Annotated in this window: 10 protein-coding genes and 2 rRNA genes; 9 read left to right on the top strand and 3 right to left on the bottom strand. The window is 42.3% G+C overall.

Annotated features, from left to right (window positions below):
- Both BMY70_RS23320 and rrf read left to right on the top strand, forming a co-directional pair.
- Window positions 1–164: ribosomal RNA gene (locus BMY70_RS23320) — 23S ribosomal RNA — on the top strand; the annotation flags it as partial.
- A 60-nt stretch (window positions 165–224) separates the two neighbouring features.
- Window positions 225–336, top strand: a 5S ribosomal RNA gene (rrf, locus tag BMY70_RS23315).
- A 924-nt stretch (window positions 337–1,260) separates the two neighbouring features.
- Here the strand turns inward: rrf and msrA are convergent.
- Window positions 1,261–1,752: a peptide-methionine (S)-S-oxide reductase MsrA gene (msrA, locus tag BMY70_RS23310; protein ID WP_090338788.1), complete on the bottom strand. Its 492-nt coding sequence runs from the start codon at window positions 1,750–1,752 to the stop codon at window positions 1,261–1,263.
- Window positions 1,753–3,032: 1,280 nt separating this feature from the next.
- On the opposite strand from msrA, the gene BMY70_RS23300 reads away from it, so the two are divergent.
- Both BMY70_RS23300 and BMY70_RS23295 read left to right on the top strand, forming a co-directional pair.
- Window positions 3,033–5,579, top strand: coding sequence for a TonB-dependent receptor (locus tag BMY70_RS23300; RefSeq protein WP_090338782.1), 2,547 nt, complete (start codon window positions 3,033–3,035; stop codon window positions 5,577–5,579).
- A 73-nt stretch (window positions 5,580–5,652) separates the two neighbouring features.
- Window positions 5,653–6,369: a LolA-like protein gene (locus BMY70_RS23295; RefSeq protein WP_090338778.1), complete on the top strand. Its 717-nt coding sequence runs from the start codon at window positions 5,653–5,655 to the stop codon at window positions 6,367–6,369.
- A 197-nt stretch (window positions 6,370–6,566) separates the two neighbouring features.
- On the opposite strand, the gene ampC is transcribed toward BMY70_RS23295, so the two are convergent.
- Window positions 6,567–7,754 carry a class C beta-lactamase gene (gene ampC, locus BMY70_RS23290; RefSeq protein WP_090338776.1) on the bottom strand — a complete coding sequence of 396 codons (1,188 nt, stop codon included), beginning with the start codon at window positions 7,752–7,754 and terminating at the stop codon, window positions 6,567–6,569.
- Between the two features lie 152 nt (window positions 7,755–7,906).
- Here ampC and BMY70_RS23285 point away from each other — a divergent pair, with 152 nt between their 5' ends.
- The 3 genes from BMY70_RS23285 (at window position 7,907) to BMY70_RS23275 (ending at window position 13,952) form a co-directional block, all read left to right on the top strand.
- Window positions 7,907–8,899: a YhdH/YhfP family quinone oxidoreductase gene (locus tag BMY70_RS23285; protein ID WP_090338774.1), complete on the top strand. Its 993-nt coding sequence runs from the start codon at window positions 7,907–7,909 to the stop codon at window positions 8,897–8,899.
- A gap of 320 nt (window positions 8,900–9,219) precedes the next feature.
- Window positions 9,220–11,697: a glycoside hydrolase family 95 protein gene (locus tag BMY70_RS23280; RefSeq protein ID WP_090338772.1), complete on the top strand. Its 2,478-nt coding sequence runs from the start codon at window positions 9,220–9,222 to the stop codon at window positions 11,695–11,697.
- A 23-nt stretch (window positions 11,698–11,720) separates the two neighbouring features.
- Window positions 11,721–13,952 carry a DUF7133 domain-containing protein gene (locus BMY70_RS23275; RefSeq protein WP_090338871.1) on the top strand — a complete coding sequence of 744 codons (2,232 nt, stop codon included), beginning with the start codon at window positions 11,721–11,723 and terminating at the stop codon, window positions 13,950–13,952.
- Window positions 13,953–14,034: 82 nt separating this feature from the next.
- Here BMY70_RS23275 and BMY70_RS23270 read toward each other — a convergent pair whose 3' ends face one another.
- Window positions 14,035–16,434, bottom strand: a complete 2,400-nt coding sequence (locus BMY70_RS23270; protein ID WP_090338770.1) for an FtsX-like permease family protein — start codon at window positions 16,432–16,434, stop codon at window positions 14,035–14,037.
- Window positions 16,435–16,673: 239 nt separating this feature from the next.
- Between BMY70_RS23270 and BMY70_RS23265 the strand changes: the two genes are divergently transcribed.
- Window positions 16,674–17,057, top strand: coding sequence for a carboxypeptidase-like regulatory domain-containing protein (locus tag BMY70_RS23265; RefSeq protein WP_143072153.1), 384 nt, complete (start codon window positions 16,674–16,676; stop codon window positions 17,055–17,057).
- A 129-nt stretch (window positions 17,058–17,186) separates the two neighbouring features.
- The gene (locus BMY70_RS23260) at window positions 17,187–18,542 is read left to right on the top strand and encodes a hypothetical protein (RefSeq protein WP_090338766.1); all 1,356 of its coding nucleotides are present in this window, start codon (window positions 17,187–17,189) and stop codon (window positions 18,540–18,542) included.
- The last annotated feature ends 136 nt before the right edge of the window (window positions 18,543–18,678 follow it).

Genomic DNA, 18,678 nt, shown 5'->3' with positions numbered 1-18,678 from the left:
TATGTGGGGAATAGATAAGCGCTGAAAGCATCTAAGTGCGAAACTAGCCCGAAGATGAATCTTCCACACAAGGGTCGTTGTAGACTACGACGTTGATAGGCTGCAGGTGTACGTGTAGAAATACATTCAGCTGAGCAGTACTAATTACCCAACAGCTTGCATAACTTTTACCTCATTCTCTTTTGCTTCCAATATGACATTGATTATACACTCACAAAGAGCTTGTTGGTGACTATTGGCCTGGTGTTCACCTCTTCCCATCCCGAACAGAGAAGTTAAGCCCAGAACCGCCGATGATACTTGGGTCAAACCTGGTAAAGTAGGTAGTCGCCACAATACTATTAATTTCAATCCCATCTTCATAGGAGATGGGATTTTTTGCGTTTGCACCTCTTCCCATCCCGAACAGAGAAGTTAAGCCGGGGGCGCCTAGCCCGGAACCGCCGATGATACTTGGGTCAAACCTGGTAAAGTAGGTAGCCGCCACAATACTATTATAACAAAAAGCCACTCTGCATAAGGGTGGCTTTTTGCGTTGTTGACCTCTTCCAGGCTGCGCGCCCCGCTAGTTGGCGAGTCGAGCCCGGAACCGCCGATGATACTTGGGTCAAACCTGTTAAAGTAGGTAGCCGCCACAATACCATTATAACAAAAAAGACCATCTCAAAAGGATGGTCTTTTTTTGTTCACCTCTTCCGAGACGCTTAGCCCCAGTAGTACCCCACCTCGGCACGAACAGAGAAGTTAAGTCCGGGGCCGGGCCGCGTTGGCTGCTTTGGCGCGGTCGCGTAATCCCGAAGCGCAAACACTTACTGCGTGGATTCAGCTAAACGCCGGCCAAAAACACCGATGATACCTCGCTGTGGATTTTAATAGATAGCCACACTGTACGCGAAGAGTTTCATCATAGAAGTGAGACTGTTGAATCTTGCGTTATAGTAATGCCACGAGCGCAGCCTGAAAGAATCTTATCTTAGGAAGTATAAGTTGTTTTGATCTTTTACGTTAAGATTGATGGGAACGACAGCGATAACTATAAAATAGTGCTATGTCAAAAGTTGTACCTATAATGGATTCGCATTAATTCCCTCGCCACATAAAGAGAAGGCCCCAGATACCAGTTTTCCAAAAAAGAAAACCGTTGCAAATTTGTTTTGCAACGGCGGCAGTACGAGCGTTAAATAGTCATTTGGTTAAAGTATTTCCAAGATTATCACTACTGATACCGGGATGCAATTTCCTTCCGATATAAGATAGCAACTAATTCAGTTTCCAGCTAGGTCTTTCAAAATGACAAGTGTATCCACCAGGATTTTTTTGCAGATAATCCTGGTGTTCTATTTCGGCATTCCAAAAATCAGTTGCCGGCACAACCTCTGTGACAATTTTTCCAGGCCAGACACCTGATGCATCCATCTCTGCAATTAATGCGTTGGCAACCTCGCGTTGCTCATCAGTTAAATAGAATATTGCAGAACGATAAGAAGTTCCGATGTCATTTCCCTGACGGTTACGAGTTGTTGGATCATGGATCTGGAAGAAATATTCCAGAAGTTTTCGATAGCTTAATTTTTCTGAGTCAAAAACGATCTCAATTCCCTCGGCGTGGCTTCCATGGTTCCTATAAGTTGCATTTGGAACATCTCCTCCTATATACCCTACAACCGTTGATATTACACCTGGATAATGTCTTACAAGTTCTTCAACTCCCCAAAAGCAACCACCTGCCAAAATGGCTTTTTCAGTACTCATATAGATATGTTTAATGTATAACAAAGATTACTCAAATTCCATGCCTATTATTAACACAGGTTATTAGTAAATTGGTAACCATTCGGCATTATACAAAGTTCGCTATTGGAAGTTATGCTCCAAAAGACAGGCTTCCGGAAGCCTTTTGCAAATAGTTGTGATAAATAAGAAGTGTAGCAATAGACAGCAACTTAGGAAAAGTGGAACTGCTTTCCTTAATCGCTAAAAGAGATCTCTGATAGCGCTGAACGACGGCGTTACTTGAAAGTCTTGTTTAAGAGGCAACTTAATTTATGGAGAAATAATGCTTTGCGGCGGCTTGCTCGGTGCAGTTGCCGCAAGTTCTATACTCAAAGGCCAATGCAGCTTCGCTGATTGTTTTCCGCTTTGTAGTAGCAGCAGTGCCAACAAATAGGTCTGTATTTCGTGAGGCAGTATCTGACTTAATAATTCTAGGTGTCACGGTACTGTCGTGGATATTGTGGTTCAACATTTGCTTTGTTCTTCGGTATTGAGCCAAAATAGTCAAGTACAACAATGCCAATTACATTCGTTGCTCCTTCTTTATTATATGTTTCAGCAGAACAATTCGAGTAGGCCGCAATTTTGGCATCTATCGGTAGAAGGTGTTCCGATCGTTCAGGTTGGGAGTTCGTTTTAATTATCATACAACAATTCAGACCAGGAAGGTCTGGGAAACCGTTGGCATTCTACTGAGTGTTTTAATATATATTCTGATAGGCTTGCAGCTTTCTGTTAGTATAAAAAGTCTGGCGGGTTTATTCATAGGAAGATGCAGTTCAATGCGCTATTCTGATTGACGGGATCGTTAGCTTAGTCCGAGTCAGCATGATTGATGTATCTGTCTTTGTTCCAAAAAGGATATCAGAACGAGTCTGAAAAAGCGAAAAAAATCTCGTCACAATTATTTTAAACTCCTTTTCCACCAGAAAGTCTGGCCAGCTTTTATTTATTAGACATTATCACAAAATAATGGGCTTAGGTCGATTCCTTGGATTCAGTAACGGTTAATAGGTATTTTAGGAGCTGCGTTTTTATTTGAAGGATTTTTGTATTAACACAATTGATTACTAGGGTTTAAAAACTCTTATGAGTAAAATTTAACGATGTTGCTCAAAAAATGAATGGATCCGGGCAAATACAGTCCATCTAGCGATTGCCGTCGTCCATCCTTTTTATTGCGGCCTTTATCATATTTATTTTCCGCATGCTTCATTTCTTTCGCACTTTTATGCTGTTAATTTACAATCCCATAAAAAATGAAGACAATTCTTCTTGCTATTATTTTTACTACTTTTTTATCACCGGTGTTCGCTCAGTTTCCAACCGGAGGCGCAAGTCAACCGAAAGCTTTGCCTGGTACTGCGGGAGATCAAACTCCCAAGGGAACCGCAAAAATATCGGGAACCCTTGTGGACTCAGCAGCATTGAAACCGATTGAATTTGGTAGTATAGCGCTCTACAACAAAAAAACGGGACAAGCGATCGACGGAACCGTTGCCGACGAAAAAGGGAAATTCTCGCTGACAAAAGTGGTGGCGGGCGATTTCAAGATTTTGATTTCCTTTATAGGTTATCAAAATAAAACGATTGACAATATTACGCTTTCGAAAGGCCAGGAATTGGACCTTGGAACGATAAAAATTTCATCAAACGTAAAACAGCTCGATGAAGTGACTGTCACGGGACAAGCTGCTTTAATTGAAGAAAAAGTAGACCGCCTGGTTTACAACGCAGAGAAAGATATTGCTGCCAAAGGAGGAGACGCGACAGATGTTCTTCGAAAAGTGCCTCTCTTAACGGTAGACCTGGATGGAAATGTATCGCTTCGGGGAAGTCAGAATATTCGTGTACTGATCAATAACAAACCAAGCACTATCGTTGCAAGCAGCGTTTCAGATGCTTTAAAACAAATTCCTGCCGATCAGATCAAGACTGTTGAAGTCATCACAAGTCCGTCTTCCAAATATGATGCGGAAGGTTCGGGTGGTATCATAAACATCATCACGAAGAAAAACAGTTTGCAGGGATTGAATCTGAATGTTGATGCCGGCGTTGGAAACCGTGGCTCGATGCTGTCTTTGAACGGAGGATACCGTAAGGGGAAAGCGGGTTTTACGATTGGCGGTTTCGGGCGAGGGAGTTATAACACGATCACAAAATCAGAACTTAGCCAGACAAGTATCGTTGAAGGTGTAGCAACGGAAACTCGTCAGACAGGAGATGGAAATAGTAAAGGTCTTTTTGGTCAGTATAATCTGGGCTTTGACTACGATCTGGCCAAAAACCAAAGCATAACAGCCGGCGTTCGTTATGGTGTGCGGAATATGATCAACCAGCAGGATCTGATCACCCAACTTTACAAGAATGGCAGCCAGACGGACCGCTCTGGCAGAAATGTAGATGCGAAAAATCTTTCAGGAACTGTTGACGCTAACATTGACTACCTGCATACATTTAAGCCGCAGCAAGAGTGGAGCATTTCCACATTATATAGCCGAAACGACCTGACTAATAATTTCGATGCTGATTTGCTAAATTCAGGTAATACTGTAACCCGTCGTCAGCGCAATGAAAATAAAAGCATCAACCAGGAATTTACTTTCCAGACCGATTATCAGACGCCAATCAAGAAAAACCAGTTACTTGAATTTGGTGGAAAGGCAATTTTCCGAGAAGTAACAAGTGACTATCAATTCCTGATTGCTGAGGCAACAGGTGACTTTGTAAAAGAAAATGATCAGCCTTCAGGACAGCTTACATATCACCAGAATATTGCAGCAGGTTATACTTCTTATACCTACACAACCAAAAGCAGGTATACTTTCAAAGGAGGCGTCCGTTATGAGCACACGTTCATCGATGCAAGTACGCGCGAGGGTGGTTCGATCGGAGTTGGAAATTATGGTGTGCTTGTGCCGAGTGTGAACGCTTCCAAGACGATTAAAGGAACAACGTTGAAACTGGGCTACAACCGCCGGATCCAGCGGCCCGGACTTGCACAGCTCAACCCGAACTTTAACTCGGCAAACCCGCAGAATATCACAATCGGTAATCCGGAGCTCCGTCCAGAGTTAACAAATAACTTTGAACTAGGTGTGAGCAAGAACATCAAGAAAGTATTTGTGAATGCTACTTTCTTTGGCCGTGTAACAAATAACGCTATCAGCCAGGTGCGACAGCCTTCCGACAGCTTACCTGGCGCTATTATAACAACGTTTGAGAATATTGGTCGTCAGCATGCCTACGGTATCAACCTTTTTGCCAACGTTGCTGCAACTTCAAAAATCAATTTTGGTGTTTTTGCAAACTCGTTTTACACGACGTTAACAGGACAAACGCTAGGTGAAAATAATACGGTAGAAAAACTGAACAATAATGGGATTAATGTGAGTGGCGGTATTTTCTCTCAGGCGCAGTTTAGAAATGGATGGGGAGCGCAGGCTTTTGGATTTATGCAGGGAACGCAGATTCAGCTTCAGGGTAAGCAAGGCGGATTTGGATTTTATACGGTAGGTGTCAAAAAAGAATTTGGCAATAAAAAAGGAAGTGTTGGTCTGGCGGCAGAAAATTTCCTGAGCAAACGTTTTAAAATGCACACAGAATTATTTTCCAATCAGTTTAATCAGGTCAACGACATGTACTTTTATAACCGTGGTATACGTTTGACTTTCACGTATAAAATTGGAAAAATGACTATGGACGCTCCGAAAAGAAAAGCTAAATCCGTAAATAATGACGACGTCAAAAGTGATGGCAGCGGCGGAGGACAGCAGGGTGGTGCGCCGGGAGCTCAGCCTAAATAAGTAGAATACGATTACAGCAAATACACATTTTATTTAACCAACAATTTTAACCAACTAAAAGTCAACCTGGATAATGAGAACTAACAAAATTTTTTTCGCGCTTGTAGCTGCCTGTATTTCAGTAAGTTCTTTTGCGCAAACTGTTGATGAAATCATCGAGAAGCACGTTGCCGCGATGGGAGGCATGGATAAATTAAATGCTATAACGACTTTGGTAACGGACAGGTCCATGGCCGTGCAGGGTATGGAAATTCCTACGAAAACGACCCTGGTGGTCGGGAAATCATTGAGAAGTGAATCTACTGTGATGGGAAATTCAATGGTTCAGGTGATTGACAATGCAAAAGGCTGGATGATCCGCCCGACCATGATGGGTGGAACCGGTGAGCCAGAGGATATGCCGGCTGATCAAATAAAACAACAGGAAAGCCAGCTGGACCCATTTGGTGGTTTAGTAAACTATAAGGAAAAAGGTAATAAAGTTGAGCTCGTAGGTAAAGAAAAGCTGGATAAAAAAGATGTTTATCATTTGAAACTTACTTCAAAAGATGGTCAGGTTATCGACGAATTTTTGGATGCAAACACTTATTTGGTAAGCAAAGTAAAGGCAAATATGAACGGTCAGGATGGCGAAATTACTTTCTCGGATTACAAAGATTACGAGGGTGTCAAATTTGCCGGCTCCATGGATATCACCAACCCTCAAATGGGCGTGCTGACATTTATAACGAATAAAGTGGTCATCAACAGCAAAGTGGATGAGTCGGTTTTCAAAAAACCGATGAAGTAAGATTTAGCATTCAGCGGTCAGTTTTTGGTTAAATCAGTTATTCATCATACGAAACTGATAACCAGCAACAGACCGCTGAATGCTTTTTTATCTCTTGGTTTTTCCAACTGCAGATATCCCCATTTCCGTTTTTCTCTTATCAAATTGAGAAAATAGCCGACGGACAGATCATAATTATCTGATGTATTTCCGCCATTTTACTTACTCGTTTTCAGAGGCGCATACCTGTCAAGCTGGTTCAATATCTGTTGCGCGATAGTTACTCTGGCTGTGATCGGATAATTTTTATTCGCAAGAATAACAATGCCAATTTTTCGTGCAGGAACAAATGCCACATAGCCGCCAAATCCATTTGTTGATCCCGTTTTATTGATCAGAACGTTGAGATCCGGTTTTGGCGAATCGATTTTCTCCGCAGGGTTATGCTCGAAAATAATTGTATTTGAATTGCCCGCAAGCAATTGTTTGACTTCCACCGGGTATGGATATTGCTCCCAAATCAGATCCTGCGTCATTTCTCCAATTTTGAAATAAGCCACGTGCGTATTTTGAATGGCGGTTTCAATCTTTTTATCCAGTTTCAGAATTTGCAAATTAGCATCAACATAACGGATCATATCCTCGCTTGTAGATTTTACACCGTAAGCTTCGGAAGCTAGTGGCCCCGGATTCACGCGAACGGCTTCGTCTGTTTTGGAATATCCATATGCATACTTTTTTAACTGCGCTTTCGGTACATTGATGTAACTATGCGACATCCCAAGTGCGGGAAATATTGTTTTTTCCATTATTTTTTCGAAAGGATCATCTAAACTTGCGGCAGCTGCCATGCCTAATAATCCTGTTCCCGGATTTGAATAGGAGCGGTGTGTCCCGGCTTCAAATTTGGGCTTCCATGTCTTAAAATATTTAGTAGCCTGCCGGTTGTCCATTATTTCATCAGGAAATTGCAACGGAAGGCCTCCAGTGGTGTGCGTTGCCGCATTTAATACCGTTATTTTGTCGAAAGCGCTTCCTCTTAGTGCGGGTAAATATTTGCTGATATTTTCAGAAAACGATAGTTTTCCACTGACCTGCGCGTAGGACGCCATGGTCGCGGTAAAAGTTTTGCTAATCGATCCAATCTCAAAAATCGTTTCATTGGTCACAGGTTGCCCGGTTTCTTTGGAAGCGACACCGTAGTTGTAAAAGTAATGTTCGCCATTTATTGTGACCGCTACTGCGATACCAGGAATGTTAAATTCCTGCATGGCAGGACGGATCAGATTGTCAATTTCGAGTTGAATTTTGGCAGGCGTGGCATTTGATGTTACCGGCGTTTTCTGCGGCTGACCAAAAGTAAAAAAAGGAATCAGCAGGAAAGCAGTAAAATAATTTCTGATCATAAAAGCTGTTAAGTCTAGGAGTAAAATTATTTGATCAAGTTAAGTATTTATTAAGTTGATCAAATAATATTACCACACAAAATGTCCGTTACTGAAACTATTATCCGTTCTTGTAAACCTAAGAAAGTAGAAGTATTTTTAATAAAAAAGTTATGGAACAAGAATTTAATGGATTGCTGGTAAGTCAGCAGGATGGCATATTTTCAAGCGAAGTAAAAATATTAAACCTCGCAGATCTGCCCGGTGATGATCTTCTGATCAAAGTGAATTATTCTTCGCTCAATTACAAAGATGCGCTTTCAGCTTCCGGTAACAAAGGGGTTACCAGAAGGTTTCCGCACGTCCCCGGTATTGATGCCGCAGGAATCGTTGTGGCTTCGAAGTCATCCGGTTTTACAGAAGGCGATCAAGTTATAGTGACCGGTTTTGATCTGGGCATGAACACATGGGGGGGCTTCGGAGGTTATATCCGCGTGCCTTCTCAATGGGCGATACGGTTACCAGATGGTCTTAACCTGAAAGAGTCGATGAGTTTAGGGACTGCCGGTCTGACCGCCGGGCTTTCTGTTGACAAAATTGTTAGTGCCGGTATCAATTCGGGAACGATTGTAATCAGTGGAGCAACAGGTGGAGTAGGCAGTATGGCCACTGCGATCATGTCAAAACTGGGATTTGAGGTTACGGCAATATCGGGCAAAAAAGAGAATCACTTTTTGAGGTCGGTTCTTGGTGCCAGCTCGATTCTGGATCGTGAGGAATTTTTAGAAAAATACAATTCCAAACCACTTTCTCCTGCTGATTTTTCTGCTGGAATTGACAATGTCGGAGGTTCTATCTTATCCGGAATGTTAAAGTCAGTAAAGCAAAACGGCATGGTTACCTGCTGCGGGAATGTTGCTTCGGCTGATTTAAATACTACTGTTTTCCCATTTATTCTGCGAGGTGCAACGCTGGCTGGAATTGATTCAGCGCAAGCGGATATCAATTGGCGCAAAAAGGTTTGGGCTTTACTTGCGTCGGATTGGAAGCCTTTTCGTCTTGATGAAATGGTTCAGGAAATTGGGCTTGATCAGCTGCCGCAAAAACTGGAAGAGCTCTTGCAAGGTAAAGCCAGAGGACGATATGTTCTTAAACATGAAGACTAATTCTCAAAGCCAAGTTGACTAACATTCGTTTGCTTAGCTTGCTATCAGTCGATTAAACTACCTGAAAACTTAGCTATAATTTTATTAAATATTTGGAATTATTTGAGTCAAATGTGTAACAAAAAATAGTTTTTGGCGCGTCGTTAATCTTTTATTAAGCGTTTTGTTAATGTTTCTGCCTTAATATTGGCAAAATAATTTCATGCTTCACGACCGTGCTCTGCGGTACAATGCCTGACTATTCCTAAACTTTTATAATTAATAATCATTAGAGCGAACGTCGTCCAGGCTTCTGTACATGTCGCTCTAAATTTATTTTCATGAAAAAGACTTTTTCATTTTTTATCCTCGTTTTTTTATCAATTCCTACCTTTGCCCAGCAGCCTGGCTCTCTCAAACTCTGGTATAATAAACCTGCCGGAAATACCTGGACAGATGCCTTGCCCGTAGGCAATGGCCGTCTTGGTGCGATGGTATATGGAAATCCTGAGCAGGAGATTTTAAAACTGAATGAAACATCTGTGTGGGCTGGTGGGCCAAACCGGAATGATAATCCCGATGCGCTGGCAGCTCTGCCTGAGATCAGGAAATTAATTTTTGAAGGCAAACATGCGGAAGCGCAGAAATTGGCCTCCCAAAAAATCGAATCAAAAACAACCAACGGCATGATGTATCAGCCTGTAGGGAATTTGAATTTAAGGTTTGCAAACCACGATTCCTTTACAAATTATTATCGTGAACTTGATATTGAAAAGGCCGTAACAACAACCTCCTACACAGTCGATGGTGTAAAATACACCCGCCAGGTAATTGCTTCGGTGCCGGATCAGGTTATCGCGGTTCGTTTGACGGCTGATAAACCCGGAAAAATTAGTTTTACGGCTTCTCTGAGCAGCCCGCAGAAAGGAAAAACTATGGCTGATAAAAGTGGTAAATTGATGTTTTCCGGAATCAGCGGAGATAAGGAGGGTATCAAGGGGCAGGTCGCTTTTAATGCGCATGTAAAATTACTGAATGAAGGCGGTAAGATAGCTTCTGGTGACACTTCGGTTGCCGTTGAAAATGCAAGTGCGGTAACTTTGCTGGTTTCAATTGGTACTAATTTTGTCGACTACAAAACCTTGACCGCAGATCCTCAGGCAAAAGCTGATCAATATCTGAACAAGGCAGTGAAAAAATCTTTTGCCAGTCTTTTGAAAGATAATGTTGCAGCATATCAAAAATATTTTAATCGGGTTAAGATAGATCTCGGAACTTCGGAAGCAGCCAGCCTGCCCACTGACGAAAGGATTGCAAAATTTGCTTCGGGAAATGACCCTGCCCTGGTTTCACTTTATTTTCAGTTTGGCAGATATCTTTTGATCTCAGCCTCTCAGCCTGCTCAAAACGGCTTGCCGGTCGGACAGGCCGCTAATTTACAGGGGATCTGGAACCAACAAATGAGTCCGCCTTGGGGAAGTAAGTATACGATTAACATCAATACAGAAATGAATTACTGGCCCGCGGAGGTAACGAATCTCACGGAAATGCATGATCCTTTGATACAAATGATCAAAGAGCTTTCGTTAACCGGGCAGCAAACCGCGAAAAACATGTACGGAGCCAAGGGATGGGTAGCGCACCATAACACGGACTTATGGCGAATTACAGGTCCGGTTGATCCGATCTTTTATGCAATGTGGCCTATGGGAGGTGCCTGGTTAAGTCAGCACGTTTGGGAAAAATACAGTTATTCGGGAGACAAGGTTTATCTGAAATCTGTTTATCCGGCGTTGAAGGGTGCAGCTCAGTTTTTTGTTGATTTTCTTGTCGAAGAACCTTCAAATAAATGGTTGGTGGTTGTGCCGAGTATGTCACCAGAAAATGCCCCTGCCTCCCGGCCGGAGATTACGATTGGCGCGGGGCATACCATGGATAATCAGATAGTTTTTGACATTTTCACCAGTACACTCCGAGCTGCTGAAGCATTGGGGACCGATCAGGAATTTGTGAAAATATTGAAAGAGAAAAGATCCCGCCTGGCACCGATGCAGATCGGTAAATTTGGCCAGCTGCAGGAGTGGCTGCAGGACCTTGATAATCCCGAGGATAAGCACCGCCATATCTCGCATCTTTATGGCCTGTTTCCTTCTCATCAGCTTTCTGCTTACCGTACCCCCGAACTATTCAGTGCCGCGCGAACTTCTCTGGAACATCGGGGAGATGTTTCAACAGGTTGGTCCATGGGTTGGAAAGTAAACTGGTGGGCTAGACTTCAGGACGGAAACCGGGCATATAAATTGATTACCGACCAACTTTCTCCTGTCAATATTGCTGGTAAAAAAGGTGGAGGCGGCACCTATACGAATCTTTTTGATGCGCATCCACCTTTCCAGATTGACGGAAATTTCGGTTGCACTGCCGGTATCGCAGAAATGCTTATGCAAAGTCACGACGGTGCGATCCAGCTTTTGCCAGCGCTCCCGGACGGTTGGAAAAATGGAAGCATAAACGGCCTTCGTGCGCGGGGTGGATTTGATATCGTTTCGTTGGAATGGAAAGAAGGCAAAGTTTCAAAATTGGTGATAAAATCCAATCTGGGAGGGAATTGCCGGCTGCGCATTCCCAATGTTCTGGCGGGAAAGGACGTTGATTTAAAAGAGGCTCAGGGTGAAAATGTCAATGATTTTTATCAGACGGAGGAAGTTTTAAAACCGATTATTTCTTCTGCAGCAACTATGGGTAAATTACCCGTTAAGGAAACCCGGCTCTATGATTTTCAAACCAAGCCCGGCAGAACCTACACGTTTACGCTTTGATCCTTAACGGAAAATTATTCACCATGAACAAGAAAATTCTTATCGTTAGCATCCTGACTGGTTTTGTAACCTTCACCTGCCAGGTTTCAAAGCAAAAAACAACAGATCATACCTTAAGGACAACGGCAGCTTCCGTCGAGGCTGTTCCTGCCTTTACGGCTGATCCTTCGCCTGCTTATCTGACGCCGGAGCAAAGTCTGAAAACGTTCCGTCTGCCTAAAGGATATCATCTTGAACTGGTTGCCAGTGAGCCTATGATTCACGAACCCGTCGCGATTGCGTGGGACGGGAATGCGCGTATGTATGTAGCTGAACTCAATACCTACATGCAGGACGTTGAAGGTACCGGAGAGCATGAGCCTACCAGCAGAGTCATGCTTTTGGAAGATACCAACAACGATGGGAAAATGGACAAAAGTTCGGTTTTTATTGACAAGATGCTGCTTCCTAGAATGATCCTGTGTGTGGGCCATGAACTACTTGTAAACGAGACTGATACTTACAATATCTACGCATATAAGGATACCAATGCTGATGGAACGGCGGATGAGAAGCGGCCGGTTTACACACCCGATAAAAAGGCACCGGGAAATCTTGAACATCAGCGGAGCGGATTAGACTGGAATGTAGATAACTGGATTTACACGACCGTTGATCCTGTCCGTTTTCGTTATAAAAACGGAATTTTGAAACCGGATTCTATTCCAAGCGGTTCGAACGGACAATGGGGACTAACCCATGATGATTTTGGACGTCTGTTTTTTTCTTCAGCGGGAGGAGAAGTTCCTGCGCTCGGTTTTCAGATCAACCCGGTTTATGGACGATTAGAATTTAACGATCAGTATACAAAAGAATTTAATGAAGTCTGGCCGATAATCAAAACGCCCGACGTGCAAGGTGGCCTTAAACGTCTTAGAGCGGATACAACACTTAATCATTTTACGGCAAGTTGCGGGCAGGTTGTTTTTCGAGGTGACCGCCTGCCGAAAGATTTACAGGGAGATCTGTTGATCAGTGAGCCAGTGGGAAGGCTGATCCGACGAGCCAAAGTGAGTAGTAAGGACGGGAAAATAACGCTTGAAAATGCTTATCAAAAAGAAGAATTTATAGCTTCTACGGACATGAATTTCCGGGTGGTTAATATGTATACCGGTCCTGATGGAAATCTTTATCTGGTAGATATGCACCGTGGTATCATTCAGGAAGGAAACTGGACAGGTCCCAATAGTTATCTGCGACCTCAGATAAAGCGGTATGGGTTGGATAAAAATATCCAGCATGGCAGAATTTACCGGTTGGTTTCCGATGGAATGAAACCTGGCCCCAAACCCAAACTGCTGGATGAATCGTCCAAAAAGCTGGTCTCTTACCTTGGCCACCCAAATGGCTGGTGGCGCGATAATGCACAAAAGGAGCTCATTCTTCGGAACGATAAATCCGTGATTGAAGGGTTAAAAGCCGTTTCTGCCGGAACTATGAATCCTTATGTCAAGGCTAATTCTGCGATTGCACGTCTGCATGCACTCTGGACATTGGAAGGTCTGGATGCATTAGACAAAAATCTAATACAGAAATCTTTCAAAGATCAGGACGGGGAAGTCAGAAAAGCAGCAATCAGGCTTAGCGAACCTTACTTAAAACAAAACGATGAGGAAATTATTGATCAGCTGGCTGCACTGAAAACCGATGCAGCTAATGATGTGAAAATGCAGCTGATACTATCCTTGTCGTATAGCAAATCTCCGCAAGCCAAATCGCTGATTAAGGAGATTTTGGCTAGTTCAAATGGAAATGAAGTGTTAGCCAGGGCGCAAAAAAGTATTGACAAAAACGAGGATTCCAAGAAATTCGGACTGCGTCTGGGAAGGCTGGAAGAATCGGACCGCAATTTAATTCTAAATGGGTCTGTTATTTATAAATCGCTTTGTACTGCCTGTCACGGTGTCGATGGGAAAGGTCTTCTGAGTAAAACTGCGCCACCTTTGGTAGGTTCAAAACGCCTTGGCAAAGGGAAAGATATGGCACTTCGTATTCTGCTACACGGACTTTCGGGCCCGATCGATGGGGAGACTTATCCGAGTGAAATGCCGGCAATGGGCGATAACGACGATCAGTGGATTGCGTCAGTGCTGAGCTATGTTCGCCATGAATTCGTGAATGCTCCACCCATCAGACCTGCGGATGTTAAAGCAGTTCGGGACCAAACCGTCGGGCGTAACAAGGCGTGGACACTAACAGAGTTATCCGGGATGTAAATAAAGATCCGTTATCAAATTAAGAACTGGTCGGCAGATTTATTTGATAACGGATAGAATCTTACTCGTAATATGCCGCTGACTAGTCAGCTTTTAAAATCTGAACAGGATTTATTAAAGCGGCGGAAATTACTTTGTATCCCACGGTAAGCAAAGTAATCAGTAAAATAATGATTCCGCCAGATACTAAAATCCACCAGTCAAGATTTATCCGGTAAGCAAAATTGTTTAGCCAGTTAGCCATCAGATACCAGGCAAACGGCATAGATAGAATAAAAGAAAGCGCTGTTAACATCAGAAATTCTTTGCCAAAAAGCATAATAATATTGTCAATTCCTGCCCCTAGAACTTTACGGACGCCAATTTCTTTCATTCGCTGCGAGACCATGAATGACACCATGCCGTATAAACCAAGTGCGCAGATTACAACGGCGATAGCCGCAAAGGTTTGAATAAGATTAGTCAGTATTTCTTCCTTCTGGTATAATTTCGTGATTTTTTCATCAACAAACTGGTATTCGAAAACATCGTTCGGATAAACTTTTGACCAGATATTTTGAATATTTTCAAGTGTCCGCTGCAGGTTTCTGGTATCAACTTTGATTGCGGTCTCTTTATATAGTTTGGGATTTGAAAAAATTGCGCACGGCTCGATCGCATCCTGCAATGATTTCAAGTGAAAACTTTTGACAACACCCACAATCTCCCCTTTAAAACCGGAATTGCCATCTTCCATTTGTTTCCCCAAAATCTTGCCTGGATCGTGAATGCCAAACCGCCGCATCAGTTCCTCATTAATAACGAACTCGGTTAAAGAATCTTTGTCCAAAAAACTTCTGCCGGCAAGAAGCGGCATTCTGTAAGTTTCCAAATAATTTTCATCTGCGAACCTGTCACGAATGACAAACTTCTCCCATTCAGAACGGTTGTCGAAACGGACCGAACCCCCATACCCCATGGCGGAAGTCGGCGCCTCGAATTGGTAACTAACTGAGCTTATGTCCGAAAGTTTTAAAAGCTCATTTTTCAGTGATTGGCTTAATTTGTGAGTCGCGTCCTGTTTGGGCAGCGAAAGCGTGAGAATAGCTTTTTGATCAAAACCAAGATCTGCGTTTTTAAAAAATCGAAGCTGGAGAAGTAAAACCAATGTTCCGGTTACCAATAATTGAGCAACGATGAGCTGAACAGTAATGAGTGAGCGACGTAATCCAAGTCCGCCGACCTGGCGGTTGTCAAGTTTTCCTTTTAATGCATTGACAGGATTAAAACCGGAAATGATAACGGACGGATAAAATCCTGCGAGAGGGATGATAATCAAAATGGAAAAACACCAAAATAACATAAGCTGCCACTGAAACAGGTCTTCAACACGAAAAGCAGCAGTTTGCGTTAGATTATTCATGAACCGAGTGAGTACTGCGGCAAAAATCAAAGAGAGAATGGAAGAACTTAGGGTAATCATCGCACTTTCATTCATAAATTGCCAGAAAAGTTGCCTTTGTGTACTGCCTAAAACTTTTCTGACGCCAATTTCCTTTGCACGCTTCAATGCTTGCGCGGTTGCCAGATTTATAAAATTGATACTGGCAATTAGTAATAAAAACACGCCGACTCCGCCCAAAATCCACAGGGTCGATTTTCTGGTTTTTCCGTCATATCGCTCATCAAAGTGCATGTCAGAAAGCGGTTGCAGTTTGTGCCGGTAATATTTTGCTTCCGCTCCGTAGTATTTCGCATTATTGCGCATAATCTGTTTTTCCAATTGAACGGGATCAGTTCCGGCCGACAGACGGACAAACGTGAAGTTGCGGCTGCTGATCCAGCCGAATTGTTCCTGATCATATGCGGGATCAATTATTTTTAATGTGGGAAGCGAAATTAAAATCTCGTAACCCAGATCTGTCGGGCGGATCGGCTCTTTGAAAACACCGGAAATTCTGAGATTTAATTCATTATTTAATCGTAAAATCTTACCAATTGCTGCTTCTTGACCGAAGTATTTCATTGCAATTTTTTCACTGACGATTACGGTGGAAGGCTCACTCATGGACGCAGGATCGAAGCTGGTCAACCAGTCAAAAGCAAACAAATCCAGATAATTCTTGTCGACATATGCGGTATTGGTCTTTTCAAGAAAGCGTTTTGTGCCCATTTTACTTTCTGCGGACACCGTTATATTTGGCATTTTTCCTATCAAACCGGCTTTTTCAATTTGTGGAAAATCCTGCGCCAGTGCAGGTCCCAGCGGTATGGAGGATCCGGGCTCATATTCGACGCCTTCATCCAGGTGAAGATCCAGAACGACCCGGTACAGACGGTCTTTATTTGGCTGATGTCCTTCGAAACTAAGATGGTATTGAAGAAAAATGAAGATCAGAATTGATCCTGTAATGCCCAGCGTCAACCCGGCTAAATTTAATATGGCATAGGTTTTATGACTTTGAAGATTTCGCAGCGCAATTTTCAGGTAGTTTTTGAACATAGTAATTTTAAGTTTAGGCTACCTGCAATTTATCAGTTTAAATTTTGGAAAGTTTTGATTATCAAGTATTTTAACATGATTTAACGTTTTTCTGATTATCCGAAATTTTAGAGAGAACCCGACCTGCCACTGAATAATTTTCAGCATTCTATAATAATACAAAATCGTCGGATGTGTTAAATGCCAATTTTCTTCGTTATTATTTTGTCAATCCCTCATTACTTTAAATCCGAATCCGAATGATGTATTCAAATTTTATTTTTCGCTCATGGTCTTCCCAAATTCTGTTGTCTGCTCTTACTTCTTCGATTATACTATTTTCCGCTGCGACGGGAAATGCCGGTTGTGCCGCTTTGGTAGATAGATCGGTTTCGACGCAAGAAAATGTTTTAATCAAAGGGAGAATTACAGATCAGGTAGGGAATGCGATTTCCGGCGCTTTGATAAAAATTAAAAATACCTCGAATGTTTCAAAGTCTGATGTTGCCGGGGTTTTTGAACTGAATGACGTACCATTGAAAAGTGTCATCATAATAAGTCATCCAAAGTTTTCCGGTGAGGAATTTAAGATTTCAAAACCTAAACCTTATTACAGAATTGTTTTGAAAAGGAAAACTAATTAAAGTGTCTGCATTGAATAAATCTGCCTGACCCGCTTAAATGATACGTCGTGTATACGCTGGTTTCGGTATAATTTTTGTTATATTTATCACAAATAAAATATAATTTACATTACGGAAATTCATCACGCCATGAAAAAATTAGCATATTTAACGTTACTAACAACGATCGGCTTGTTTTTTCAATGCAAAAAAGACGCTGGCAAAGAGGAAGTTACGCCGCAGCCCGAAATTGTAATTCCTGTTGACGAAAATCAAATTTTAAAAAAACTGACTGTTCCGGAAGCAGAAACAGTAACATTTGATTCTCTTGCGTCGAATTTTCTTGTAAAACTTCCTTCCGGCTTTTCAGCAGATGAGGTCAATATTAAACTTTCACTTTATGATGATGTTTCACTTCTGGACAGCGCATCATTGGAAACGAGCAATAAAGATTTGAAATTTCCTTACAAGGGCAGCATACCTTTGACGCTTGTTTTAAAGAAAAAGGGCATCGCAACTCCGCGTCGATATTATGTGTATGTAGAGGCGCAGGGATCTCCGAAAATAGAGCTTGCCAGCAAAGAGATTTCTGTTAAGCAAGGGGTCTCCTATTTTCCTTTCAAAATCATTTCCGGCCTTGGTACAATTCCTTCAAAACCGGATCAAAAACGGGCGATAATCAAATTGGTAGACCGAACAACCAATACAGTTGTGGAGGGAACGGTTCAGAATGTTTTGCAAAATGTATATTTCCAGGATCTGAGCAGTCTGATTAATTCGGAAAAAGTTGGTTTGGATCTGACTTTTGACGGCTCGGAACCGCTGATTTTTGATGGTTTGCAATTGAAGAGGGGAGTTCCCGGGGCTACTATAAGCAATATGCCGTTTACATTGATCAAAACTGATACCTTGAAAGTTATTGGTGGCTATTTTGATCCTATGGCAGCCTATACCGCGGGTCTTTCAAACGATTTTTCACAAGGGCAGAAAATTATTAATTTGGCATATCAGGATAAAGGTAATCTTTCTTCCAAATTCAACACGGATCTCTCCGAGGGCTCTTACCTGGTTACGTTCTACGAGAATGGAAAAGAAATGGGGAAGGGCGTTTTTGAATTTTCCACATCAAGGACTAACACGTTGGAAACCATTTGGAAAGGTGATCTGAATCTGGTTTTCACGCGAAACACGCAGCCGTTGATTTTTAACAAGGGAGACATATTCTATGCAAAACCATCAATTGTCCAATATCTTTGGGGGGCCAATTTGCCATCTTCTTCATTCGATCTAAGATTATTGCCCACACTCCGTATTGTAAATGGTTCAACTACGATCAATCTGACGCCCGAAATGGAAGTGATATCCTGGGCTATTGCCGGTGTAAGTTATTCGGTCGGCAAGTATAAATTGCCGGACAACCTTTCCTCGGGATCCTATACTGTGACGGCTCTCTATGCCAGTCAGCCAGAATCCAAACCATACTGGTCTAAAATTCAGGTCCGTTAATTTCGCCTTGTTATATCACGTGTATACCCGAGCGTTAAATTTGTGGACTTTTTATTTTTTTCTTAAATTTTGATTCTAAGATGCTTATGTGATTTATTGACATTTTTGTCTATGCGAAGGTTGCGACTTGTTTTAA

Origin of the sequence: Dyadobacter koreensis (assembly GCF_900108855.1) — a bacterium.
Lineage (GTDB): Bacteria > Bacteroidota > Bacteroidia > Cytophagales > Spirosomataceae > Dyadobacter > Dyadobacter koreensis.
The sequence above is the reverse complement of the archived record's forward strand: the minus strand, read 5'-3'. Positions and strand labels throughout refer to the sequence as shown.